Origin of the sequence: Paenibacillus sp. BIC5C1 (assembly GCF_032399705.1) — a bacterium.
Classification (GTDB): Bacteria; Bacillota; Bacilli; order Paenibacillales; family Paenibacillaceae; genus Paenibacillus; species Paenibacillus taichungensis_A.
The window spans coordinates 4,588,254-4,611,546 of the sequence record NZ_CP135922.1 but is presented as its reverse complement, the minus strand read 5'-3'; the positions used below and the strand labels follow the sequence as shown (position 1 = coordinate 4,611,546).

27 protein-coding genes are annotated in these 23,293 nt (G+C 47.2%); 26 read left to right on the top strand and 1 reads right to left on the bottom strand.

Translation table 11 applies throughout. The features are described from left to right. The first annotated feature begins 89 nt into the window (after window positions 1-89). The 20 genes from trpE (at window position 90) to RS891_RS20335 (ending at window position 17,889) form a co-directional block, all read left to right on the top strand. Window positions 90-1,661, top strand: coding sequence for an anthranilate synthase component I (gene trpE, locus RS891_RS20430; RefSeq protein ID WP_315793037.1), 1,572 nt, complete (start codon window positions 90-92; stop codon window positions 1,659-1,661). Window positions 1,662-1,747: 86 nt separating this feature from the next. Then, window positions 1,748-2,770, top strand: coding sequence for an anthranilate phosphoribosyltransferase (trpD, locus tag RS891_RS20425; RefSeq protein WP_397333630.1), 1,023 nt, complete (start codon window positions 1,748-1,750; stop codon window positions 2,768-2,770). Next, window positions 2,760-3,551: an indole-3-glycerol phosphate synthase TrpC gene (trpC, locus tag RS891_RS20420; protein WP_113051952.1), complete on the top strand. Its 792-nt coding sequence runs from the start codon at window positions 2,760-2,762 to the stop codon at window positions 3,549-3,551. The genes trpD and trpC overlap by 11 nt, the downstream gene beginning before the upstream one ends. Then, complete coding sequence (locus tag RS891_RS20415; protein ID WP_397386855.1) at window positions 3,548-4,285, top strand: phosphoribosylanthranilate isomerase; 738 nt, start codon at window positions 3,548-3,550, stop codon at window positions 4,283-4,285. The genes trpC and RS891_RS20415 overlap by 4 nt, the downstream gene beginning before the upstream one ends. Continuing rightward, on the top strand, window positions 4,282-5,481 hold the full coding sequence (trpB, locus tag RS891_RS20410; protein ID WP_063566776.1) for a tryptophan synthase subunit beta: 1,200 nt from the start codon (window positions 4,282-4,284) through the stop codon (window positions 5,479-5,481). The genes RS891_RS20415 and trpB overlap by 4 nt, the downstream gene beginning before the upstream one ends. Beyond that, window positions 5,478-6,284 (top strand): tryptophan synthase subunit alpha, encoded by an 807-nt coding sequence (trpA, locus tag RS891_RS20405; protein WP_315793036.1) that lies wholly within the window; start codon window positions 5,478-5,480, stop codon window positions 6,282-6,284. The genes trpB and trpA overlap by 4 nt, the downstream gene beginning before the upstream one ends. Window positions 6,285-6,369: 85 nt before the next feature. Next, window positions 6,370-7,470 (top strand): histidinol-phosphate transaminase, encoded by a 1,101-nt coding sequence (gene hisC, locus RS891_RS20400; RefSeq protein WP_315793035.1) that lies wholly within the window; start codon window positions 6,370-6,372, stop codon window positions 7,468-7,470. A 27-nt stretch (window positions 7,471-7,497) separates the two neighbouring features. Beyond that, the gene (locus RS891_RS20395) at window positions 7,498-8,592 is read left to right on the top strand and encodes a prephenate dehydrogenase (RefSeq protein ID WP_315793034.1); all 1,095 of its coding nucleotides are present in this window, start codon (window positions 7,498-7,500) and stop codon (window positions 8,590-8,592) included. 733 nt (window positions 8,593-9,325) lie between these two features. Further along, entirely contained in the window at window positions 9,326-9,919 is a 594-nt protein-coding gene (locus RS891_RS20390; RefSeq protein ID WP_053780698.1) for an RNA polymerase sigma factor, read from the top strand. Then, window positions 9,916-10,551 carry an anti-sigma factor family protein gene (locus RS891_RS20385; protein ID WP_113051958.1) on the top strand — a complete coding sequence of 212 codons (636 nt, stop codon included), beginning with the start codon at window positions 9,916-9,918 and terminating at the stop codon, window positions 10,549-10,551. Before RS891_RS20390 ends, RS891_RS20385 begins: the two co-directional genes overlap by 4 nt. Window positions 10,552-10,591: 40 nt before the next feature. Then, complete coding sequence (locus RS891_RS20380; protein ID WP_076288947.1) at window positions 10,592-11,191, top strand: histidine phosphatase family protein; 600 nt, start codon at window positions 10,592-10,594, stop codon at window positions 11,189-11,191. 237 nt (window positions 11,192-11,428) lie between these two features. After that, the gene (locus tag RS891_RS20375) at window positions 11,429-12,547 is read left to right on the top strand and encodes a hypothetical protein (RefSeq protein ID WP_113051959.1); all 1,119 of its coding nucleotides are present in this window, start codon (window positions 11,429-11,431) and stop codon (window positions 12,545-12,547) included. Window positions 12,548-12,591: 44 nt separating this feature from the next. Continuing rightward, a complete protein-coding gene (locus RS891_RS20370; RefSeq protein WP_113051960.1) occupies window positions 12,592-13,098 on the top strand; it encodes a gamma carbonic anhydrase family protein in 507 nt (168 codons plus the stop codon). 23 nt (window positions 13,099-13,121) lie between these two features. Continuing rightward, a complete protein-coding gene (locus RS891_RS20365; RefSeq protein ID WP_024630643.1) occupies window positions 13,122-13,301 on the top strand; it encodes an IDEAL domain-containing protein in 180 nt (59 codons plus the stop codon). A gap of 163 nt (window positions 13,302-13,464) precedes the next feature. After that, entirely contained in the window at window positions 13,465-13,887 is a 423-nt protein-coding gene (locus RS891_RS20360) for a DUF2487 family protein (protein WP_315793033.1), read from the top strand. A 193-nt stretch (window positions 13,888-14,080) separates the two neighbouring features. Beyond that, window positions 14,081-14,623, top strand: a complete 543-nt coding sequence (locus RS891_RS20355) for a QcrA and Rieske domain-containing protein (RefSeq protein ID WP_113051962.1) — start codon at window positions 14,081-14,083, stop codon at window positions 14,621-14,623. Window positions 14,624-14,638: 15 nt separating this feature from the next. Beyond that, entirely contained in the window at window positions 14,639-15,310 is a 672-nt protein-coding gene (gene qcrB / locus RS891_RS20350) for a menaquinol-cytochrome c reductase cytochrome b subunit (RefSeq protein ID WP_017687726.1), read from the top strand. Between the two features lie 21 nt (window positions 15,311-15,331). Continuing rightward, window positions 15,332-16,213: a menaquinol-cytochrome c reductase cytochrome b/c subunit gene (locus RS891_RS20345; protein WP_113051963.1), complete on the top strand. Its 882-nt coding sequence runs from the start codon at window positions 15,332-15,334 to the stop codon at window positions 16,211-16,213. Between the two features lie 113 nt (window positions 16,214-16,326). Beyond that, the gene (locus tag RS891_RS20340; RefSeq protein WP_315793032.1) at window positions 16,327-16,953 is read left to right on the top strand and encodes a DUF1405 domain-containing protein; all 627 of its coding nucleotides are present in this window, start codon (window positions 16,327-16,329) and stop codon (window positions 16,951-16,953) included. A gap of 66 nt (window positions 16,954-17,019) precedes the next feature. Further along, window positions 17,020-17,889, top strand: coding sequence for a sporulation protein YpjB (locus RS891_RS20335; RefSeq protein ID WP_315793031.1), 870 nt, complete (start codon window positions 17,020-17,022; stop codon window positions 17,887-17,889). A gap of 106 nt (window positions 17,890-17,995) precedes the next feature. Here the strand turns inward: RS891_RS20335 and RS891_RS20330 are convergent, their stop codons facing one another. Beyond that, window positions 17,996-18,865, bottom strand: coding sequence for a YitT family protein (locus RS891_RS20330; protein ID WP_099858391.1), 870 nt, complete (start codon window positions 18,863-18,865; stop codon window positions 17,996-17,998). Window positions 18,866-19,038: 173 nt separating this feature from the next. Here RS891_RS20330 and RS891_RS20325 point away from each other — a divergent pair, with 173 nt between their 5' ends. The 6 genes from RS891_RS20325 (at window position 19,039) to bshA (ending at window position 23,252) form a co-directional block, all read left to right on the top strand. Further along, window positions 19,039-19,368, top strand: a complete 330-nt coding sequence (locus RS891_RS20325; protein ID WP_113051965.1) for a nucleotide pyrophosphohydrolase — start codon at window positions 19,039-19,041, stop codon at window positions 19,366-19,368. A gap of 52 nt (window positions 19,369-19,420) precedes the next feature. Then, entirely contained in the window at window positions 19,421-19,945 is a 525-nt protein-coding gene (locus RS891_RS20320; protein ID WP_258530544.1) for a tetratricopeptide repeat protein, read from the top strand. Between the two features lie 80 nt (window positions 19,946-20,025). Continuing rightward, window positions 20,026-20,829: a 4-hydroxy-tetrahydrodipicolinate reductase gene (gene dapB / locus RS891_RS20315; protein ID WP_113051966.1), complete on the top strand. Its 804-nt coding sequence runs from the start codon at window positions 20,026-20,028 to the stop codon at window positions 20,827-20,829. Between the two features lie 27 nt (window positions 20,830-20,856). Then, on the top strand, window positions 20,857-21,297 hold the full coding sequence (mgsA, locus tag RS891_RS20310) for a methylglyoxal synthase (protein ID WP_024630633.1): 441 nt from the start codon (window positions 20,857-20,859) through the stop codon (window positions 21,295-21,297). Beyond that, window positions 21,294-21,995 (top strand): bacillithiol biosynthesis deacetylase BshB1, encoded by a 702-nt coding sequence (gene bshB1, locus RS891_RS20305; RefSeq protein ID WP_113051967.1) that lies wholly within the window; start codon window positions 21,294-21,296, stop codon window positions 21,993-21,995. The genes mgsA and bshB1 overlap by 4 nt, the downstream gene beginning before the upstream one ends. Before the next feature lie 96 nt (window positions 21,996-22,091). After that, complete coding sequence (gene bshA, locus RS891_RS20300; protein ID WP_315793030.1) at window positions 22,092-23,252, top strand: N-acetyl-alpha-D-glucosaminyl L-malate synthase BshA; 1,161 nt, start codon at window positions 22,092-22,094, stop codon at window positions 23,250-23,252. The last annotated feature ends 41 nt before the right edge of the window (window positions 23,253-23,293 follow it).

The window sequence follows — 23,293 nt, the reverse complement described above, 5'->3', positions numbered from 1 at the left end:
AACAGCGATCGGAAGGTTGTTCTGTCATCGGAGTGCTCAGTGTAAACCTCTTTAGTTGAACTTATATAAATCTGAAAGGACGTGATCTGATGATAACGCCAAACGTTAATCAAGTACTGAAAATGTCGAATGAATATAATCTGATTCCGGTAGTCAAACGGATTCTGGCAGACATGGAGACCCCGATTCGGATTTTTCGCCGTTATGCTGACAACGACCGGGCATTTCTGCTGGAAAGTGTGGAGGGTGGAATTCAATGGGCTAGATATTCCTTCATCGGTACAGATCCGTTCCTGATGATCTCCGCCAAAAAAGGCCGGATCGTGGTAGAAGAAGCGGGACAGATTCGAGAATTGCCAGGTAAGCCGATTGAAGAACTCAAAGCGCTGCTGCGTAAGTATCGCAGTCCGAAAGATGATGAACTGCCGCCATTTACAGGCGGGGCCATTGGTTTCTTTGGATACGATCTGCTGCAATATTATGAGAAGCTTCCGGCTCACGCGCTGGATGATCTGAAAATGGATGATATTCGCTTCATGTTCTGTGACCAGATTATCGTGTTTGACCATGTGAAGCAGCAGATGCTGCTGGTGGGCAATGTTCACGTGAAAGACGGTGCAACGGATGATGATATCCGTCAAGCTTATGCTTTAACTTCTGAGAAGCTGGAACAGGCGGCTGAACGCTTGCAGCAGCAAGGACCAGGGGAGAACCTGAATCCGCGTTCCATTCCAGGAGACGTGGAATTGGGGGATATTCGTTCCAATCTCACGAAGGAACAGTTTATCGGGAATGTAGAGCAGGCCAAAGAGTACATTCGGGCAGGAGATATTTTTCAAGTGGTATTATCCCAACGTTTCCATATTGATACCGAAGTATCTCCGCTGCATGTATATCGCGTGCTTCGGACGTTGAATCCATCGCCCTACATGTATTATCTGAAGATGGACGACGAAATTATTGTAGGTACTTCACCGGAAGCGTTGGTAAAAGTGGATGGAAACCGCGTAGAGACACGGCCGATTGCGGGAACTCGTCCAAGGGGAGCTACGGAAGCAGAAGATCGTGCATTGGCCGCAGACCTGCTGCAGGATGAGAAGGAACGTGCAGAGCACCTGATGCTGGTTGATCTGGGACGTAATGATCTGGGACGTGTATCTAACTTCGGAACTGTGAAATGTGACATGTTCATGGAAATTGAACGATATTCCCATGTCATGCACATGGTGTCCAACGTTACAGGCGAGCTTAGAGAAGACAAGGATTTCTTTGATGCATTTCTTTCATGTTTACCAGCGGGTACGGTATCCGGTGCGCCGAAGCTGCGTGCGATGGAGATTATCGCGGAACTGGAAAAAGAAGCACGGGGTGCATACGCAGGTGCTATCGGTTATCTTGGTTTCTCGGGAAACATGGACTCCTGCATTACAATCCGAACGATTATTTTCAAAAAGGGAAAAGCTTATGTGCAGGCTGGAGCCGGAATCGTATGGGATTCGGTGCCTGAGAATGAATATGAAGAAACCGTAAATAAAGCCAAAGCTTTGCTGAAGGCGATTCGTACAGCAGAAGCGATGTTTCCTGCCAAAGAGAAGGATCACACCTTGAAACTTGCCAACGCCGATTATTTTGTTACCCCAGCCACGGCTGCACAAAACTGAGAGAGGAGAGACCGGAAATGAATATGAACCCAGTCATGAATGAAGAATCCGAGCGGTTCGCAACTGAAGTTAGTCATGCGGAAGGGATGAAGAATGGCCTTGCCAAAATTTTGGAGGGCAGCCATCTGGAACAGGCAGAAGCGCGCGACTTGATGTACTCCATCATGAGAGGTGAGGCCACTCCGGCTCAAATCGGAGGTTTGCTTATGGGCTTGCGGATGAAGGGGGAAACGGTGGATGAAATCACGGGGTTTGCCGAAGCCATGCGTGGACAGGGGGGGCGAATCCTGACCGACGGCAATGGACTGCTGGACACCTGTGGAACAGGTGGTTCAGGTATTCATAAGTTCAACATTTCAACGGCATCGGCAATCATTGCTTCAGCTGTTTCTGTCCGGGTGGCGAAGCATGGTAATCGTTCTGCATCAGGCAAGGCGGGCAGTGCCGATGTACTTGAAGCATTGGGCGTGAATATTCATCTGGACGGAGAGCAGGCGAGACAATGTCTCGATGAGATCGGAATCTGTTTCTGTTTTGCTCAAGTGTACCATCCTTCCATGAAACATGCTGCTGCGCCAAGAAAAGAGCTGGGTGTGCGTACGATCTTTAACATGCTCGGACCTCTAACCAATCCTGCTGGAGCGGATCGACAATTGCTTGGTTTATACGACCGCAGCCGGACACCGATGATCGCTGAAGTGCTGAATCGATTGGGTCTGAAAAGAGCTTTGGTTGTAGCAAGTCATGATGGACTGGATGAAATCAGCATTTCCGCACCTACCCAGGTATCCGAGCTGCGTAATGGTGAAGTGCATACGTATGACATTGATCCACGTGATATGGGATTATCGTTACATCCGCTGGAATCGGTTCTTGGAGGAGATGCGGCTCAGAATGCCGAAATTATTAAAAGGATCTTCCAGGGAGAACGGAGCGCATACCGCGATGTCGTTCTGCTGAATGCCGGGGCGTGCATCTATGTATCCGGTCTGGCGAATACCATTGCAGAAGGCGTGTTGATGGCGACAGAAGCTGTAGACTCCGGCAAAGCTGCCGGGAAGCTGGAACAGTTAATTCATACAACGGAGGCGTACAGTCATGTATCTTGATCGAATCGTAGCAACCAAACATAAAGAAGTTGAAGTTCTCGCCCAAACATTTCAGATGAACGATGCGCTGAAAAAGATAGAGTCTTTACCTAATACTCGTGGATTCGAACGTGCTCTATCAGAGAGACGTAACCGTAAGCTGGGTCTCATAGCCGAAGTGAAGAAGGCTTCTCCGTCCAAAGGACTGATTCGTCCTGATTTCCATCCGATAGAGATTGCTTCCGCATACGAACGGGCTGGTGCGGATTGTATATCCGTATTGACCGACGTTTCTTATTTCCAGGGAAATAGCGAATACTTGCAGGCCATTCATGAAGCTGTGAACATACCGCTACTGCGCAAGGATTTTATTATAGATGAGCGACAGATTGCCGAGGCAAGGCTGCTTGGTGCGGATGCCGTTTTGCTGATTGCGAGCATTCTGACACCCGAACAGATGCGTCAATATCTGACATTTGCCAAGAGTCTGGGCCTTGATGCATTAATTGAAGTCCATGACCGTGCTGAACTGGAGCAAGTACTCGATATTCCGCAGGCAACACTTGTGGGCATCAACAACCGCAATCTGAAAACGTTCGAAACGAGTCTGAACACCACGTTGGATTTGATGAACTTGATTCCGGATGGGGTAACATTAATCAGTGAAAGTGGAATTGACGGCCCTCAGCCATTGGAATCTCTTATTGAGGCAGGTGTGCATGGTATCCTTGTTGGGGAGCATCTGATGCGCAAGGACGATGTTGAAGCTGCGGTATATGAACTGATGGGACCAAAAGCATGAATGCAATCAATCATGACGGTACAAGCAGCAAAGACGTGGATCTGCGAAACCGGCCGGCAGCGGCTGTAAAAATATGTGGACTTCAGGACGTTGAAGTGCTAAAATCGATGATAAACTTGCCTGTGGATTACGTTGGTGTTGTTTTTGCCCCATCCCGTCGCCGTATTACACCTGAACAGGGTGCGGAGCTAAGAACGGTTCTCTTGGACTGGACGATGTTCGATCGGCCGAAACTGGCGGGTGTTTTCGTGAATCCCACGCTCGAAGAGCTGGAAAGCATCATGCAGATTTCACGCCTGGATGTCATTCAGCTGCACGGACAGGAAACGCCGGAATTTTGTGAACAGGTGAAGCAGCGCTTCGGTAGCGAAGTGTTCAAGGCTTTCTCTTTTCCAAAAGAGGAAACAGGTTCATTAGCTGACGATACCGCCTTGCTGGCACTTGATCCATATAAAAATGTGGTGGACGCCATATTGCTCGATACGTTTGACCCACTCTATGGAGGGGGCTCCGGTAAAACCTTTGCCTGGGAACGAATTCCTTTCTACGCCGACTGGGCAAGAAAACATGGGATCGCGTTGTTCGTGGCAGGAGGATTACAGCCGGATAATGTGCAACAACTAATACAGACATATGCACCGGACGGCGTCGATGTGTCCAGCGGCGTAGAATCCGAAGGTGTGAAGGATATAGCGAAAATTACAGCATTTGTAGAAAGGGTGAAGCAGGCATGACACATCAATTGCCGGATCAACACGGGCGTTTCGGTCCCTTCGGAGGCCGCTTTGTACCTGAGACATTAATGAACGCTCTGATCGAACTGGAGGAAGCTTACAGCCACTTCTCCGAAGATGAGGAATTCAACAAGGAACTGAATTATCTGCTAAGTGAGTATTCCGGACGGGAAACGCCTTTATACCATGCAGAGCAATTGTCCCGTCGCTTGGGTGGACCCAAAATTTATCTGAAACGTGAAGACCTGAACCATACAGGAGCGCACAAGATCAATAACGCTATTGGACAGGGATTATTGGCTAAACGGATGGGTAAAAAGAAAGTCATCGCCGAAACGGGTGCAGGACAGCATGGCGTTGCCACGGCAACCGTTGCTGCATTGCTGGGGCTTGAATGTAAAGTGTTTATGGGTGAGGAAGATACGCAGCGCCAACAATTGAACGTATTTCGGATGAAGCTGCTTGGGGCGGAAGTCATTCCGGTGACATCTGGCACGCGCACATTGAAAGATGCAGGTAACGAGGCGCTCCGCTACTGGGTTAGTAATGTGGAAGATACCTTCTACGTGCTTGGATCTGTAGTCGGTCCTCATCCGTATCCAATGATGGTACGTAACTTCCAACGAGTGATCGGTGATGAGACACGGCGCCAGATTCAGGAGATTGAAGGACGGTTGCCGGATGTGATTGTTGCAGCTGTAGGCGGCGGAAGTAATGCAATCGGTATGTTCTATCCGTTTATTGGTGATCAGGATGTGAAGCTTGTTGGTGTTGAAGCAGCAGGTAAAGGGGTGGACACCGAATTCCATGCGGCTACGATGAGCAAAGGGACACATGGTGTATTCCAGGGTTCGATGAGTTATCTACTGCAAGATGAATATGGACAAGTTCAGCCAGCCCATTCCATTTCAGCAGGACTTGATTATCCGGGGGTTGGTCCCGAGCATTCCTATCTCAAAGATATTAAACGTGCCAAATATGTTCCAATTACGGATCAGGAGGCATTGGATGCCTTGCAATTACTAAGCCGAACAGAAGGCATTATTCCCGCTTTGGAGTCAGCCCATGCTGTTGCCCAGGTCGTCAAGCTTGCGCCTGAACTCAGCGCTGATGATATCGTTGTGATCTGTCTTTCCGGTCGCGGTGACAAAGACGTTGAATCCATTATGAAATATACAGGAGGGGACTTGGCATGAACCTGATGGACCAGACCTTCCAGCATTTGAAAGAACAGAACCGGACAGCACTTATTCCATTCCTTACGGTTGGAGATCCAGATGTGGACACCACGGTGGAAATCATTAAGGAATTGGAACAGGCAGGAGCGGACATTTTGGAACTCGGTGTTCCCTATTCTGATCCGCTTGCAGATGGACCGGTAATCCAGCGTGCTTCCGAGCGTGCATTAAAAAGTCAGATCACGATTCGGACTTGTATGGAGACAGCAGCAAGAGCACGTGCTGCGGGTGTGAAAATGCCTTTTGTACTGTTCACCTACTATAATCCGGTGTTACAGACGGGACTGGATCTATTCTTTGACGAGTTGATCAAACATGAGATCAGTGGCATGATCATCCCGGATCTTCCGATTGAGGAAGCGGAGGATATGCGACGTCGTGCGGATGCTGCAGGTGTGCATTTGGTTCCGCTTGTAGCCCCTACGTCCAATGCGAGAATCGAGCGTATTGTTACGGGAGCACGTGGTTTCATCTATTGTGTCTCTTCTCTTGGTGTCACGGGAGAGAGAGCTTCCTTTTTCGATGGGGTAGAGAGCTTCATTGAAACTGTAAAGAGCCTGACAGATCTTCCGGTCGCTGTTGGCTTTGGCATTTCCAGTCATGAGCAGGTGGCTCGTTTCTCCCGCATCTGTGACGGCGTTGTTGTGGGCAGTGCTATCGTTCGTCAGGTGGAGGAAGCTACACCTCTTCTTGGAAATCCGGATACTCGTCAGGCGGGACTGTTGCAAATTCGCAACTTTGTGGCACAATTAAAAGGATAGGGATTCAATGGTGTTACATCCCAGGGCATGCTCAGCACAGGCTGAGGCATGTCCATAACTATTTCAATAATAGGAGGCGGTCGGGTTGAAACCGAAGTCCCAGATTGTCAATCTGCCTGTATATAAACCGGGCAAACCGATTGAAGAAGTGAAACGTGAGCTGGGTTTGGAGCAAGTAATCAAGCTGGCCTCCAACGAAAATCCATATGGAAGTTCGCCTGCTGCGCTTGAAGCGATCACCAGAGAGCTGGTCAATGTAAGCATATATCCGGATGGAAGTTCCAAGGAACTGACTGAGGTGCTAGCGAAGCATCTGGGAGTGGAACGGAATAATTTGATCTTTGGTTGTGGATCGGATGAGATCATTGCGTTGATTACTCGTGCATTCTTCCTCCCGGGAGACGAGAACATCATGGCCGACCAGACGTTCTCTGTATACAAAAGTAATGCTGACATTGAAGGTGCTGTCAGCATTGAAGTGCCACTTAAAGATGGAACTCATGACCTGACTTCCATGCTTGCGCAAATCAATGATAAGACTAAAGCAGTTTGGGTGTGTAATCCCAATAACCCAACGGGTACAATTATCTCTGAGCAGGAATTGACGGCATTCCTGGATCGAGTACCTTCTCATGTGATGGTTGTGTTGGATGAAGCTTATTATGAATTCGTAACGGATGAGGCGTATCCACAAAGTGTTCCTATGATTGAGCGTTATCCTAACCTGGTTATTTTGCGGACATTCTCCAAAATCTATGGCTTGGCTTCATTGCGTATTGGATACGGTATTGCACGCCCGGAAGTGATTGATCTCATTAACCGTGTACGTGAGCCGTTTAACACTTCACGTTTCGGTCAGGCTGCGGCAAAGGCTGCACTTGAGGATCAGGCTTTTGTCCAAGCATGTGCGGAGCGTAATGCGGTAGAACGAGCGTATTTGCAAAATGAATTCACACGGTTAGAACTGCCGTTTTTCCCTTCGCAGGGTAACTTCATCATGGTTGATCTGGACATGCCTTCTGCAACGGCGTTCCAGTCGCTATTGAAACAAGGCATTATTGTTCGTCCTGGATTCGATGTATATCCAACATACATTCGTGTGTCCGTCGGAACATCAGAACAGAACCGTGCGTTTGTCACGGCACTGGAGAACACGCTGGCTGAGAAGGCTGTAGCACGCCCTTAAATCTGGCGATGAAAAGAGTGAGGACCCATGAAACTAAAAATTGCAATGATCGGTGTAGGGCTCATCGGCGGTTCACTGGCGCTTTGCTTCAAAGGCAAGCCTGGTGTAACGGTGATGGGCTATGCTCATCTGCCTGAACTGAAGGACAAGTACATAGCGAGTGGTGTAGTGGATGATGCTACGCTCTCTCTGGAGGAAGCGGTACAGGATGCCGACTTTATTTTTTTGTGCGTACCTGTTGGGCTGCTCGAATCCTATTTTGAACAATTGGTCAAGCTTCCCTTGAAAAAGGGATGTATCATTACGGACGTAGGGAGCACAAAGGCATCCATCGCAGCTTGTGCTGAGCATGTCCGCATGAGTGATGCATACTTTATCGGCGGTCATCCGATGGCCGGATCTGAACGTGCAGGTGTGGATGCAGCTTCGGCTGTATTATTTGAGAATGCATACTATGTCTTGACCCCTTCAGAACATGTACCTGAGGAAGCTTATGACAGGTTATCTGATCTTCTTGCGTATACACGGGCCCAGATTGTTCGTGTAGAGCCCCTGCTGCACGATGACATAGTGGGAGCGATCAGCCATTTGCCACATGTTATTGCAGTTGCGCTGGTGAACCAGGTGCGCGAATATAATGAATCGAACCCTTTGTATAAAATGCTGGCTGCAGGCGGTTTCCGTGATATTACTCGGATTGCCTCCAGTGATGCCATTGTATGGAGAGATATTCTGCTGAGCAACCGCGAGGTGCTGTTGGGCTTGCTGAAGGACTGGAACGGCCAAATGGCGGTTTTCACCGAAATGCTGGAGCAACAAAATGGTGAGGGCATTGAGGAAGCGTTCCGTCAGGCGCGCGAGTTCCGTAGTGTGCTGCCAGAACGACGGAAAGGCATGATCTCGTCGTTGTTTGATCTTTATACGGATGTGCAGGATGCACCGGGGATGATCGGCAAGATTGCCACCGAGCTTGGGGCGAATGATATTAACTTAAGCAACATGGAGATTATTGAGAACCGGGTCGATGTGCCAGGCATTATGCGTTTGTCGTTCCGGCAGGAAGAAGAGATGGAACGTGCCAAAACGTTGCTGGATTCCCTGGGGTATCAAGTGTGGGTTTAGGTTATTGGAAGGGGGCGGAAGCCCTCTTTTTTTATGTTGTAAACTAGCTGTTACAGGACATGTTCTAAAAAAAGACAAAAAAAAGACCGCTTACATAAGCGGCCATTGCTCACGTGGAGCAATACAGTTATTGGATAGGAGTGGAGAGAAACCATACTGTACTTTTATTATATGTATCCGTTTTCATTTTGTCAACACTTTGAGTAAAATTGTTTGAATTAATTATAACATTCGTAAATTAAGGAAATATAATCCTTGCATAAAGTGGGATACAGATTCGTTTAGACCATTGCCTGATGGTCGTAAATAAGGTTTCATAGTGTGATTGTATGAAAAATATGTTATAACGAAATTCTGCTGAAATTTTAAAATATTTCTTTGAATTACACAAACTTTTTGAGGCCTTCGTTCGTCCAATATAAGAGTGGCTTCACAAAAGGGATCAAATTGAAGTCATGGACGAGAAAATGGCCGCATAATAATGACTGGTCGGGCTTCAACGGAAGCCATGGATTTGCCAGGATGATGCAGACCGTTGTACAATAAATACTGTTAATGTAGAAACGTTGGGGAAATTGCCATTACATAGGGGAATTTGGCGGGAAGGCCTGTTTTGGCGCTGAACGCTGTTTTATGCGGTGAAAACCGCAACTTTTTTGTGCCTGTTCGGTAATACATGGATAGAGTCGAACGGGGAGAAGCACATGGATGGGCGAGGAGGGGTCGCACTCAAATGACGGATTCCCAGTTGATTCGAGAGATCAAGGAAGGTAACCTGGAGTTATATTCCGAGCTGATGAGTCGTTATCAGCGTAAAATACTGGCTTTCGTATATCATATGTTGAAAAGTTCTAATATGGAGCTGCTTGCGGAAGATCTCTGTTCTGAGACTTTCTATAAGGCGTTCCGCAGTCTGCACTCATTCCGTGAGGTGGATGCCTCATTCTCAACCTGGTTATATACCATTGCGAGAAATACGGTACTGAGTGAGCTTCGCAAACAGCGTAGTGGGAGTGTTCCACTTGAAGAGAGCGGTATTGTACCTGTTGCTCCTTCTGAGAATGCGCCAGAGCATGCTGTATTGCGCAGTGAGCGGGTGATGCTGGTTAGGGATGCAATTAACAATTTACCGGAGAAGCAGCGTTCTGCCATTATACTCCGTGAGTATGATCAACTAGATTACCAGGAGATTGCAAATATTCTTGGGCAGAGCGTCAGTTCTGTAAAATCGTTATTGTTCAGAGCAAGGTCAAGCGTAAAAACTCAATTGGAACCTTATTTCTTCGAACCGGTCTACGAGCCATATGAAGGGATGAAGAACAGATGAATTGCAATGAAGCCCAGGAACTGTTTGCACTGGTCTGGGACTTGCCGGAAGCTCATCCTCAGCGAATTGCATTTCATGCTCATCTCGCTGGTTGTGAAGATTGCTCGCAGCAGTTTGAGGTTTGGGAAGAAGCTCAAATTCTGATGCACAGCATACCGGTCCCAGTGACAGAACAACAAGCAGAGAAAGTGAACCGTAATGTTATGGACCGGATCTATGCGGAGTCTCCATGGCTACTGCCGGAAGAGGCAAAGGTTAATCGTTTCTCTGCTGTGATCCGCAAGCATATGTCTTTGTGGATTGCTGCGTTCCTGGCAATTTTCTTATGCAGCTTTCTGTACATGGCGATGTTTAAGCCAGACGTATCAGAAGCTGAGCAGACAAACGTGGTCTCTACGGGTATTTTGGAGACAGGAGTAGCGGGCAGTGAGCCTTCTTCTTCCGGATTGTACAAGTACAACATGACGGGAGCCGATAGAGGGAGTATTATTGAGCCCTTCGTTGTGAGCATGGGTCCAGCGTATCCTCAGTACTGGATGGCGTTGTCGCTGCTTGCAATAGGTATGGCTCTGTTCTCTCTTGGGCGGATGCATCGTTCAACAAACAAACGCAAACAAGGTGCACGTGCTTAGGTAAAGCTTTCGTTCACCGTATAGAGAAATGAGGGATGAGATGCGCATTGGGCTTATTCGTCACGGTCTAACCGACTGGAATGCGGCAGGGCGTATTCAGGGACAGACAGACATACCTCTGAATGCGGAAGGTCGTGAGCAAGCTGAGCGTCTGGGTAGACGTTTGCTTACCGAAGAATATCGCTGGGACCACATCATTACGAGCGGGTTGTCCAGGGCTCAGGAGACGGGAGAGATTATCTCCGGGCTATTGAATGTTCCTTTGCTTGAGCCGGATGCACGCTTGAAAGAGCGTGCTTTTGGTCAAATTGAAGGTCTGACATCCGAAGAGCGTGTGGCTCGCTGGGGCGCTTCCTGGGAGACGCTGGATTTGGGACAGGAACAGATCGCTGATATTCAGACACGTGCATTGGGCTTTTTGGAGGATTTATGGGAGGCTCATCAGGACCAAAATGTGCTGATTGTCTCCCATGGCGCTTTTTTAGCCAGCCTGCTATCAGCTTTGTATAAAGACCGCTATACGGAACGAATTGGAAACCTGTCGCTTACGATCCTGGAGAAGGAACGTGACGATTGGAGTCCTTTGCTTTATAACTGTACACGACACCTTTCATTGGATCTGGCGAAACAACCTGAGTAATTAACTCAGGTTGTTTTTTTTGCGTTATTGGTGTTTATCATCGTCATTCTATATGATTTTGAACCTCTCATTCTTCTTCTGAGCAGGCAACTTCGGGCATAGTATGGTTAAAACATAAAAGATTTGCAAAAAAGAGGTTTAGATCATGGGAATTCCGTCAACGATGTTTACAAAACCAAACTACTCCAGGCCCCGAATCAATAGCCAAAAAGTAGTCAAGGGCGAGGCGATGGACCCATGAATCTAGCGGATATGCTTACTTTTGCCGATATCGGCCAGCTTAATCGAATAGCAGACTATTACCAGTGCGAGTGTAAGCCCAATTCCAAACATGAACTCATCCAGAGTATTCTCACTACATTGGGCAGCAGACCTTTTTTTGAGCAGCAGGTTAGGGAACTAAATCAGGTAGATCTGCGGTTTTTGAACAACTTGCTGTTTGATACCCGCCAATACTTCGGTATGGAGGAACTTGTCGCCATTGCTCGTCAATCGATGGATAAAAAAGATAGCGAGGCTGGAGCCAGTCCACGTGATCTTATCGTACGCTTCACGAAGAGTGGATGGTTATTCAATGGCACAACTCAGCAGACCAGGTACCTGTATCAGGTGCCTAAGGATTTGCAAATGAGATTTCGGGATGTGTTATCCACTCATCTGAAAGCAGGTATTGCACAGACGAGCGAGCCTCCCGTTTACAGGGATGAATACCATCTACTCGCGGATGATCTGAAACTGTTTCTGCAATTTGTCCAGCAGCATGAAATAGCACTAAACGCAGAAGGTATGATGTATCGTCGTTCTCAGCAGCAGATCATGGAGCATTTGCATGTGAGTGAGGCGCTGGTGGGTAAGGCAGGATGGAGATTCGGTTATGGTCGTTCGTTTAAAGACTACCCTGATCGATTTGCGTTCATCTATGACTATGCTTTTCATCATCGTCTGGTCCGTGAGGAGCAGGGCACGCTGAAATTGTCACCTTCCGGTGAAGACAAGCTGGGTGCGGAGAAAACAGCCGAGATGATACAGCTATTTCGGTTTTGGTTAAGACTTTATAAAGGTGCTATTCCGAATCTGTCCTCCATAGTGTACTGGACAGGGGAATGTGCAGCTGGCTGGTCCACAGCAGAGTCTTTATTCCGCCAGATTGGTCCCTACATTCAGCCGTTCTATTATGACTCTGCAGAGACGATTTATGACAACAGGATACTCAAAATGATGCTGCATCTAGGCATGCTTCGCATTGGAGAGCATGCAGATGGGCGAACAGTACAAATGACAGCATGGGGTTCACGCCTTGCGTCATCCTGTCGCTCGCTGTCCGGGGATACTACCCCCGTAATGTTTGACAAGTGAAGGACAAGTTGCTAAAATCACTCCCAAATTAAGGAGTGATACTTATGATAATTCCATACAAAGGTATACAACCCCAGTTACACCCTTCGGTATATATGGCTGAAGGCGCCAAACTTATAGGTGATCTGACAATGGGTGAAGAATCTACGATCTGGTTCAATGCAGTGCTGCGGGCCGATCTGGCACCCATCGTGATTGGACGGCGCTGTAATATACAGGATAATGCTGTTGGGCACGTCAACACGGATCAACCTTTGATTTTGGACGACGATGTATCGGTAGGGCATTCTGCGATTATCCATGGATGTCGTATCGGAACAGGTTCGCTGATTGGTATGGGCGCAATCCTTCTCAATGGAGCCGAAATTGGTGAATATACGCTGATCGGGGCCGGTTCTGTTGTAACTGAAAATACTAAAATACCGCCCTATACCCTTGCTTTGGGCACACCGGCCAAAGTGATACGTGAGTTGACTGATGCAGATCTTGAGCGGATGTCGAGAACTACACTAGGTTATGTTTCCAAAGGAAAGGAATATAGGAGCTCTTAAATCCGTTTTGGAGGTGCATCCTATTGGATAAAATGAAAGTTACGTATGAAGTCATGTTGGGGCTGGCTGCTGAGATGGTGTGGGACGACGCGCTTCGTAAACAGCGCAGCGAGAAGCTGTATATGGAAATCGATAAGGCATTAGCTACCGGAGACGAAGTAGCTTTCCGGAATCTGACGGATGAACTAAAGGCCATAAACTGATGAGCATGTAAAAATAATATATAAGACAGGAAATGCGTATTTCACGCATTTCTTTTTTGCGTCCACGACCATTCTTACACCGAAAAAGTATGAATCTCTGGATTTATAATATACGCTCATATATAATATGGGAATAAAATGGATAGAGAGGGGAATTAGGGAATTGAAATTCAGTGAGATGACTCAAGACAGCTGGGCGGAACTGCAACTCTATCTGGATACATGCCTTATTCCATATACAGCCCTGAAGGGCAAGCAGTCCCCGGTTGAAGCAACTGAGGCGTTGGAGCGGCTTAGAGATTTTTTAGATCTGGTGGAGATTCCTTTCAAAGGGCGTATCATGACTTACCCTGCATTCCATTATGTGTCTCCAGATATGTCAATGGCATTAAATACCTTATCCGAAGAACTCAAATCCTCCGGTTTCAAATATGTGGTTATAATGTCATCTGATGGCGAGTTGGAACAGACCCAAATTACTTCTGCAGATTTGGTATTAAGTCGTTCTGTTTTAATTCAAGAGGTGGGAGAAGAGGGGATTTCGCGTTTTGTCGGGGAAAAAATCCGTGAGTTATGGAAAAGATGACCTTCCTGTGACAAATGTGACAATTTACCAACATTTTTTTAATAACGCTTACAAATGAACCTTAAAAATGTGTGACAAATTCTTGACGGTGTTCTAGGGCTACTATATGATTATGTATGTTCTAGTAAGTCGTGGAATTTCTGATAATGAAAACGATTGAGAGAGTTGGCTGAAAAAGGGGGTTGGAGACAGTATGAGCAGTGAGCATGACCAGCACGAAGCTTCGATGAAATTGCCAAGCCGCTTGGAAATGTCACGCAGGCAGTTTTTGACGTACACGCTTGGTGGAGCTACAGCCTACATGGCCGCCGGTGCAATACTCCCCATGGTCCGTTTTGCGGTGGACCCGATTTTGCAGCACAAGGGAGAAGGCACCTCTGTCAAAGTAGCGGAAATCAGCAAAATTACGAATGAACCTCAAGAATTTACGTTTGAATTGAAACAGCAAGACGGTTGGTATTTGAGCAATGCTTCGTTAATCGCCTGGATCAGGAAAGATGAGCAGGGCAAAATCTATGCGCTTTCACCCATTTGTAAACATTTGGGATGTACCGTAGGTTGGAACAGTGATAAGCAGTATCCCGACGAATATCATTGTCCGTGCCATGGCGCGCATTATAACAAGGAAGGCAAGAACCTTGCCGTAGCCCCGAAGCCGCTTGATGAGTATGTGGTTAAGGAAGATCAGGGTTGGGTTTATCTGGGCGACATTGTTCCGAACACCCGAGTCAAATAGGAGGCGTGAACGCAGATGTTTAAAAATGTCTATGACTGGATTGACGAGCGTCTCGATATCACGCCAATTTGGAGGGACGTTGCGGATCATGAAGTTCCAGAGCACGTAAACCCGGCTCATCACTTTTCCGCATTCGTGTACTGCTTTGGTGGATTGACGTTCTTTATCACTGTTATTCAAATTTTGTCAGGGATGTTCCTGACCATGTATTATGTGCCTGATATTATTAATGCTTACGCCAGTGTCGAGTATTTGCAGACCAAAGTAGCCTTCGGTCAAATTGTACGCGGGATGCACCATTGGGGAGCCAGCTTGGTTATCGTTATGATGTTCTTACATACGATGCGTGTGTTCTTTACCGGCTCTTACAAAGCACCACGCGAGATGAACTGGGTTGTCGGCATGCTGATCTTTTTTGTCATGCTGGGTCTGGGGCTTACCGGGTACCTGTTGCCTTGGGATAACAAAGCCTACTTTGCAACCAAGGTTACTCTAGAGATTGCGAATACGGTTCCTTGGCTGGGGCCGATCATTAAGGAATTCCTGCAAGGCGGAACTATTGTAGGTGCACAGACGTTAACACGGTTCTTTGCCCTGCACGTCTTCTTCCTTCCGGCTGTGCTTCTGGTGCTTCTGGTCGGTCACTTTATTATGATCCGCAGACAGGGCATTTCGGGACCACTATAATCTGAGAAGGGAGGAATCGACATGGCTCACGGACACAAGTCAGATGACCAGGAAAAGATTATCTTCGTCGGGGACTCACGCGTCCGTAAAGGAGCGGGGTTTATAACTCCACCGGATTACACGGCGTATCCCGGCAAATCAGAGGCTTTTATTCCTAACTTCTTGCTGAAGGAATGGATGGTTGGTGTCGTTGTACTGGTTGGTATTCTGGTATTAACGATTTCGGAACCTGCACCACTGGGCTATCCGGCCAATCCAAGTGCATCGGTTATCCCGATGCCAGACTGGTACTTCCTTTTTCTGTATCAGTATTTGAAATACCCCTATGCCTCAGGTGACTATGTCCTGCTCGGGGTACTTGGAGTCAGCGGAGTTGCTTTCGGCGCTTTGTTACTGGCCCCTTTTCTGGATACAGGCAAGGAGCGGCGTTTCTACAAACGTCCGATTGCATCATCACTTATGATTCTATCGGTGATGGCCGTCTTCTACCTGACCAATGTTGCATGGACACACTACGCGCATGAGTTGGAAGCAAGCGGCCAGAAGCCGGAACATATTCAGCGTGAAGAAGAAGCGCGTGAGAAACACGCGCAGGGTCTGCCTACCTCCAACGCGCCAGGCCAAAACGAAGAAGTGGCGATCGTCGAGAAGGATGATCCTGCAATGGAAACCTTCAAAAAGGCCGGATGTATCGGATGTCATGCGGCTGATATGAAGGGAGCAGGAGGGCCTTCGCTTCGGGGTGTGGGTGACAAACACAGCCAGGAAGAAATCCTGACGATTATCAAAGAAGGATATAACTCAATGCCCGCGATGTATGATCAAGCCATCGCCCAAGGTTTGACAGATGACGACATCAATCACTTGGCGGAATGGCTTGCGAAACAGAAGGCAGAACAGTAAAATCGAAATAAGCAATGAAACCTGATCGTTTATGCGGTCAGGTTTTTTTGAGGCGTTTTTCGCAACATCATCTTTTGGAACGAAGAATACATATGATGGAAGGGGCAGAGCCTGTGGCTTTATCGTACTTTTGGAGCCGGGAATTTCTAACGAACCGTTATTTCCTGTGGCTTCTTTTTTGGTGTAACGCATTAGGAACAGTATATGGATACATATGGTACGGGGATCAATTGGAATATACGCTGGCACAGCAACCACTATGGCAAATTGTGTTTGTGCCGGACAGCCCAACAGCGAGTCTGTTTTTTACACTATCCTTGTTGTGGATTTTGTACAAGCCGAAATCGATGCTTCTGAATCGGATTGGACATGTCATACAGGCGCTTGCTGTGGTTACTTCGGTGAAATATGGCGTATGGGCAGTCTCCATTATCTTTGCAGGCTGGATGCAGGGGGGCGCACAGAACTGGCAGGATTGGATGTTAATTGCGTCTCATAGCGCCATGGCTATCGAGGCTTTGCTGTATGTGAGGTTCTTTGGGTTCCGTTGGGGTGCTTTGGTAATTGCTGCCTTGTGGACACTGCTAAACGATACAATGGATTATACCTATGACATCTTCCCTTGGCTGCCCGCATCGCTAATGGACAATCTGGACGGTGTGCGCAATTTCACTGTTGGACTGACGCTAGTGAGTATTCTCTGTGCGTGGCTTGCCTTAAGACAGGCCAAACGGGCCTGATTTCATCATCTAAGCTTGTTCTAAGGGACTCTCCCCTGCCATACATTGATGGTGGGAGGGATGTCCATGAAGAGAACGTTCAGGATCAAAACTGGATTTATGGTGGTGTCGTTCATGACTCTACTGTTCTGGACGAACTTGTCATACAGCGTATCAGCGGAAAGTACAGGTACGAACGGAAATACAGATCAGCAAGTATCCGTCAAAAATTCAATTGAGCAATTAAATGAAGAAGCGGCCTTGTTGTATCGACATGCCTTGGAGAATGATATCGAAGAGGTTAGAGGCAGTATTTTGCGAATCAGTAAAGGTCTGGAGCATATCTCCTTTGAGGGTCAGACGACAGTAGAAGGCATTCATGCCCTATCCGAGACCATTGTTGAAGTGAAAGAAGCTGCGGTCAGGGTGAAAAGTGATGATGTGTCTCTCCAGCAGGCCTCTGCCAAACTGCGACTTGCAGCGGACAGTCTCGCCAACCCGGCCAAACCTCTATGGCTCCAGTATTATAAAATTGTAAAAAATGATATTGATGCGCTGTCAACCGCGGCAGATCAGCAGTTAAGTTCGACGATAATAGCGAGCCGCTACAGCTTACTGGAGGAGCATTACGAGACGATTCGACCTGCGGCGATGATCCGCCGTGAACCATACGAGATCGCCCAACTGGATGCCTGGTTGTCTCATACCAAGAGTTTGACTTCGGCCAAGCAGACTGACATTGCACAATTAAAGAGTATGGTAGCCCATGGTGAAGAGTTGGTGAATCAGTTGTTCGGTCGGGAAAAGGACGAAAGTGCCTTTGTACCTTTTGTTCAGGGACCCAATCGCAGGGCAGCCGGATTGCTCATTACTTCCATAATCATAGCAGCACTAAGTTATGCGGGTTACCGTAAATATCGGGCACAGCAGCAAGGCATTTTTCCGTTTCGGCGTTAGGCCATTATTGTCATCACGATATGACAAAAACCTCTGTCTACAAGGACAGCCATTCCCTGGCTCTTCTCTTGAGGATAGAGGTTTTATTTTTGTACCAGTATAAAATTCAGCTTTCCTTAAACCCTTCTCCATGTACGTCATGCACATCGCTAATAATAACAAAAGCTCTAGGATCAACCGAACGCACAATCGTCTGTAAACGTCTGAATTCCTGTCTGGATATGACACAGTAAGCAACATGTTTGGCTTGTTTCGAATAAGCACCAATGGCGGGAATGAGCGTTACGCCGCGATCCATATCACGGGTGATTAAATCTGCAATCTCAGGTGCATGATCACTGATGATCATAAATGCGCGGGCCGAATAGGCTCCTTCCTGAATGAAGTCGATTACTTTAGAGGCGATAAATACAGCTACAAGGGTATAGAGTATTTTTTCTTTGGGAATGTAGACGAGGGAGATACCAATAATGATGAAATCGATACCTAATAGTACACGTCCCATACTCCAGCCATATTTTCGATTAAGAATGCGGGCAATGATGTCAGATCCACCTGTCGTTCCGCCCCAGCGGAATACAATTCCAAGGCCTGCTCCCAATGTAACCCCAGCGTAAAGCGCTGCAAGTAAAAGGTCATTCTCGGTATGCAGCGGTTCAATCCAGCCAAGATCAATCATTTTTTCAAATAACCACAGGAACACCGTAAGCGCTCCTATACCCACGCCTGTATAGATCATCTGTCTGCCGCCCAAAATCTTGAGCCCCACCAGAAAGAGTGGAATATTAACGACCAAGGTTGTAAGCGAAGGAGAGATGTTGAACGCATAATTTAGCAGGACCGTAATCCCGGTTACTCCGCCTTCCATGAGTTGGTTGGGGATGATGAAGTACAGAAGTCCAAAGGCATATAATGCCGTACCCAATAGGATGGGGAGAATCAATTTGAATTGAACCCAGGTTTTGGAAGTGCTCATAAGTTCCCTCTCCGTTTTACAAATTAGAATGAGAAAGCAATCATTCCCATCTTAGTATACCTGTTTATTGATTCTTTAAAAATGATTTGTCGTTTATGATGGTGGAAGTGAATCTAAATAACTGATATATTAGGAACAAATACGACACAATTTCAAAAGGAGAATCCGTTCTCATGGAGAAAAGCATTGCAGAAATGCAGCGTGAGGTTGATCTGTATATTTCCCAGTTCAAAGAAGGATACTTCAGTCCGCTGGCCATGCTCGCCCGTATGTCTGAAGAGGTGGGAGAGCTAGCAAGGGAAGTAAATCACGAGTTCGGTGAAAAACCGAAAAAAACTTCCGAAGCAGACAATTCCATTGAGCTTGAGCTCGGGGACATTTTATTTATCACGATTTGTTTTGCTAATTCTCTCGGGATCGATCTGGCAGAGGCGCACGACAAAGTCATGCATAAATTTAACACACGCGATGCAAATCGGTGGACGCCAAAAAACACCGATTAGGCGTAGATTACATATGCTGTACCATCACCTCAATGGGGGAGGGACAGCTTGGATGATGAAACCGGAAGAGTATATGCAGCATGCTTACCGCTGTATTTTGCAAAATGATTTTGAGCAGGCGATTCGTTGGTTTGAATCTGCCATTGATGCTTACCCGAAACATGCGGAGCTCTATTATCGTTGTTCCATTACACATGCCCGCAGTCAACACCTTGTTCCAGCGCTTGAATATGCACGTAAGGCTGTTGAACTGTCACAGGGGATAGAGGAGTATGTTTTGCATTTGCAGACCCTCGAAGCCAAACAGATAAGCCTTCAGGCTAAGGTGCTGCTTGAACAGGCCGGAAACGGAACGCATGAACGATATGTGCAGGCGGCCGATCTGCTGAAACAGGCAGTTAAACTTGACCCGTTATATGTGGAAGCGCATATCATGCTTGCTCTTGCTTACAGTGATCTGAATGAGTTCGACCTTGCAACCCGTTCCGTTCGTGACGCATTGTTGCTGGACCCGCAGAATGATCAACTGCATCTATTGTTACAGGAAATTAAGCAGCGTATGAAATCCATTCAATAAGATGCCATTTCATAATGGGATGGATATCTTTTGAATGGATTCAACCAAACGAACCAACATAGTGAGGAGATGCAGTCAAGATGAGTGAAGTAATAAGAGTTGCCGTAATCGGAGCAGCTGGCCGGATGGGCCGTGAAGTAGTGAAACTGGTGCTTCAAGATCCTGAACTGGAGCTCGCCGCAGCGGTCAACCGCTCCGGAGTAGGCACGGATGCCGGAACACTTGTCGGTCTGCCCGAATGTGGTGTGCTTTTGACCGATGATATCGAGATGGCGTTTGCAGAGACTAAACCACAGGTTATGGTGGACTTCACAGTCCCTCAATATGCCTTTACCCATACAGAGATTGCGATCCGTCATGGGGTCAGACCTGTTATGGGTGTTACCGGCTTTACGCCGGAACAGATCGAACAGCTGGACAAGCTGTGTCAGGACAAAGGTATTGGAGGATTGATTGCCCCGAACTTCTCAATCGGTGCTATTCTGATGATGAGATTTGCCGCACAGGCTGCCAAACATATGCCGAATGTGGAGATCATCGAATATCACGGAGATCAGAAGCTTGATGCTCCTTCGGGTACAGCAATCAAAACAGCCGAGCTAATTGCAGCAAACCGCGAGGAACTCCGTCAGGGTAATCCGAATGAAGAAGAGACGATCGAAGGATCACGTGGCGGATACTATAATGGATTCCGAATTCATAGTGTCCGGTTGCCGGGGGTATTCGCCCAGCAGGAAGTGGTATTTGGAGACTTTGGCCAATCCCTCAAAATCCGTCATGATTCATATGAGCGTGCAGGTTATATGCCTGGTGTTAAGATTGGTGTACAGAAGGTTATGGAATATACGGGACTTATCTACGGATTTGATCACTTTATCGACTAAAAGAGGTAACACTAAAAGGAGATTGTCATGTTGAAAATTGCATTTATTGCCCATGATCGCAAAAAAGAAGAGATGGTTAACTTCGTGACAGCCTACGAAAACGTATTTACAGACCATCAACTATACTCGACAGGTACAACAGGTCTTCGCATTATGGAAGGAACTTCATTACAGATCCATCGGTTTGAATCCGGTCCACTGGGCGGAGATCAACAGATCGGAGCCTTGGTTGCACAAAATGAGATGGATCTAATTATTTTCCTGCGTGATCCATTGATGGCACAGCCGCATGAACCAGATATTAACGCTTTGCTGCGTCTGTGCGATGTACAGGGAATCCCGCTTGCTACGAATATTGCAACTGCAGAGATTCTCGTCAAAGCGCTCGATCGCGGTGATTTTGGCTGGAGAGAGCTTGTACATAAATACAAGCCTGAAGGTGGATTGAATTCGGGTGATGCTCAATGAGTTTGGACATTCTCATATTTGGTGCACACGCGGATGATGCAGAGATTGGGATGGCAGGAACAATTGCCAAACATACTGCAGCTGGACTGAAAGTAGGCGTGTGTGATCTGACCCGAGCGGAGATGTCTTCCAACGGGACGGTAGAGCGCAGAGCCGAGGAAGCGGAGCAAGCCTCCCGCGTCCTCGGTCTTTCGTGTCGAAGCAACCTAGGTTTGCCTGATCGGGGGCTGTTTATTACTCCTGAACACATTGAGGCTGTGACTGCCGAGATACGTCGTCATGCCCCTCGAATCGTGTTCGCGCCATATTGGGAGGATCGTCACCCGGATCATGTGATGTGCAGCAAGCTGGTGCAGGAGGCTGTCTTTAATGCCAAGCTTAGAAACTATAAGCCGGACATGCCCGCAGTTCAAGTGAAAGAATTGTATTTTTACTTCATTAACGATATCGGACCAACGGATTTGATTGTGGATATTACGGAACACTATGAGCAGAAGGAAAATTCATTGCTTAGTTATCGTTCCCAGTTCGAATTGGGAGAAGGCGCAGTGGCCACTCCATTGACTCAAGGATATATTGAACGTGTAAAAGCCCGGGATTCTTTGCTCGGACAGCGGAGCCTTATTCCATTTGCTGAAGGATTCGCTAGCATTACACCTTATGTAGTTCATCAATTTGGCCAGGCAGCCAAGTCATAAAACGATCGAACTTGCTCGTATAAATCATTTATCAAATGCATTTCCGTTGCATTACATCAACCTGCATACGCGGGAGATTAAAGGAGCGTCCACCGGATGGATCAAAAGCTAAAAATCGGTATTACCTGTTATCCGTCCCTCGGAGGGTCTGGCGTTGTCGCAACGGAGCTGGGCAAATTGCTTGCCGAACAGGGTCATCAGGTTCACTTTATTGCCAATAGTATCCCGTTTAGACTGGGTACATTCCAGAAAAACATTTTTTATCATGAAGTTGAGGTCAACGATTATTATGTCTTCCGTTATCCGCCTTATGACCTGTCATTAGCCACGAAAATGGCGCAAGTAGCCAAGTCCCAGAAGCTGGATCTGCTTCATGTACATTATGCAGTGCCTCATGCGGTTTGTGCATTTTTGGCTAAACAAATGGTTGGTGAGGATTTAAAGGTGGTCACAACGTTACACGGAACAGATATTACCGTTCTGGCACAAGATGAGTCTTTGAAAGACCTGATCCGTCTTGCTATAAATGAAAGTGATGCGGTTACGGCAGTTTCACAGGACTTGATTCGTGAAACGGTTGAATTACTGGATATAAGACGCCCAATCGATCTGACCTATAACTTTATTGATAAACGAATTTATTATCCACGTGATGCAGCAAGTCTGCGTAGAGACTTCGCAGCACCTCATGAAAAAATACTGATGCATATTTCCAACTTCCGCCCTGTGAAGAGAACACAGGATGTGGTGGAGGTGTTCCGTCAGGTACAGGAGCAGGTACCTGCGAAATTATTGTTTGTTGGAGAAGGGCCGGATCTGCCCAAGATTCAATGGAAAATTAATGAGCTTGGACTGAATGACAAGGTTCACTTTCTGGGTAAGCAGGATGATATTGCTCAAGTCATTTCAATGGCTGATGTGCTTATGCTGCCGTCGGAGAAGGAAAGTTTTGGGCTGGTGGCACTTGAAGCCATGGCTTGCGGTGTACCTACCATCGGCTCACAGGCCGGGGGTATCCCTGAACTGGTATTGCACGGCAAGACCGGATTTTTGTCTCCAATTGGCGACACACAATCAATGGCAGAGAACACCATTCGTTTGTTGACAGACGACCGTCTGGCGGCTGATTTCAGAGAAGCGTGCTTGAGACGGGCGCACCATGATTTCTGCAATGACGCCATTCGGCATGAATATGAACAAATTTACTACCGGGTGCTGGGACGTGAAGTTCCGAATCTGAAGCCCGTTTGTGGCTGAATGTCAGCAGATAGGATTGTTCCATCGCGAGAATAGTCCTG

Coding starts and splice junctions, on each gene's coding strand:
- trpC (WP_113051952.1), top strand. CDS start 2,760: ATGTATCTTGATCGAATCGTAGCAACCAAACATAAAGAAGTTGAAGTT.
- RS891_RS20335 (WP_315793031.1), top strand. CDS start 17,020: ATGAAGAGAACGTTCAGGATCAAAACTGGATTTATGGTGGTGTCGTTC.
- RS891_RS20395 (WP_315793034.1), top strand. CDS start 7,498: ATGAAACTAAAAATTGCAATGATCGGTGTAGGGCTCATCGGCGGTTCA.
- RS891_RS20390 (WP_053780698.1), top strand. CDS start 9,326: ATGACGGATTCCCAGTTGATTCGAGAGATCAAGGAAGGTAACCTGGAG.
- RS891_RS20385 (WP_113051958.1), top strand. CDS start 9,916: ATGAATTGCAATGAAGCCCAGGAACTGTTTGCACTGGTCTGGGACTTG.
- trpE (WP_315793037.1), top strand. CDS start 90: ATGATAACGCCAAACGTTAATCAAGTACTGAAAATGTCGAATGAATAT.
- RS891_RS20345 (WP_113051963.1), top strand. CDS start 15,332: ATGGCTCACGGACACAAGTCAGATGACCAGGAAAAGATTATCTTCGTC.
- RS891_RS20330 (WP_099858391.1), bottom strand. CDS start 18,865: ATGAGCACTTCCAAAACCTGGGTTCAATTCAAATTGATTCTCCCCATC.
- RS891_RS20355 (WP_113051962.1), top strand. CDS start 14,081: ATGAGCAGTGAGCATGACCAGCACGAAGCTTCGATGAAATTGCCAAGC.
- RS891_RS20370 (WP_113051960.1), top strand. CDS start 12,592: ATGATAATTCCATACAAAGGTATACAACCCCAGTTACACCCTTCGGTA.
- RS891_RS20415 (WP_397386855.1), top strand. CDS start 3,548: ATGAATGCAATCAATCATGACGGTACAAGCAGCAAAGACGTGGATCTG.
- RS891_RS20380 (WP_076288947.1), top strand. CDS start 10,592: ATGCGCATTGGGCTTATTCGTCACGGTCTAACCGACTGGAATGCGGCA.
- bshA (WP_315793030.1), top strand. CDS start 22,092: ATGGATCAAAAGCTAAAAATCGGTATTACCTGTTATCCGTCCCTCGGA.
- trpB (WP_063566776.1), top strand. CDS start 4,282: ATGACACATCAATTGCCGGATCAACACGGGCGTTTCGGTCCCTTCGGA.
- trpA (WP_315793036.1), top strand. CDS start 5,478: ATGAACCTGATGGACCAGACCTTCCAGCATTTGAAAGAACAGAACCGG.
- RS891_RS20325 (WP_113051965.1), top strand. CDS start 19,039: ATGGAGAAAAGCATTGCAGAAATGCAGCGTGAGGTTGATCTGTATATT.
- mgsA (WP_024630633.1), top strand. CDS start 20,857: ATGTTGAAAATTGCATTTATTGCCCATGATCGCAAAAAAGAAGAGATG.
- dapB (WP_113051966.1), top strand. CDS start 20,026: ATGAGTGAAGTAATAAGAGTTGCCGTAATCGGAGCAGCTGGCCGGATG.
- qcrB (WP_017687726.1), top strand. CDS start 14,639: ATGTTTAAAAATGTCTATGACTGGATTGACGAGCGTCTCGATATCACG.
- trpD (WP_397333630.1), top strand. CDS start 1,748: ATGAAGAATGGCCTTGCCAAAATTTTGGAGGGCAGCCATCTGGAACAG.
- bshB1 (WP_113051967.1), top strand. CDS start 21,294: ATGAGTTTGGACATTCTCATATTTGGTGCACACGCGGATGATGCAGAG.
- RS891_RS20375 (WP_113051959.1), top strand. CDS start 11,429: ATGAATCTAGCGGATATGCTTACTTTTGCCGATATCGGCCAGCTTAAT.
- RS891_RS20320 (WP_258530544.1), top strand. CDS start 19,421: ATGATGAAACCGGAAGAGTATATGCAGCATGCTTACCGCTGTATTTTG.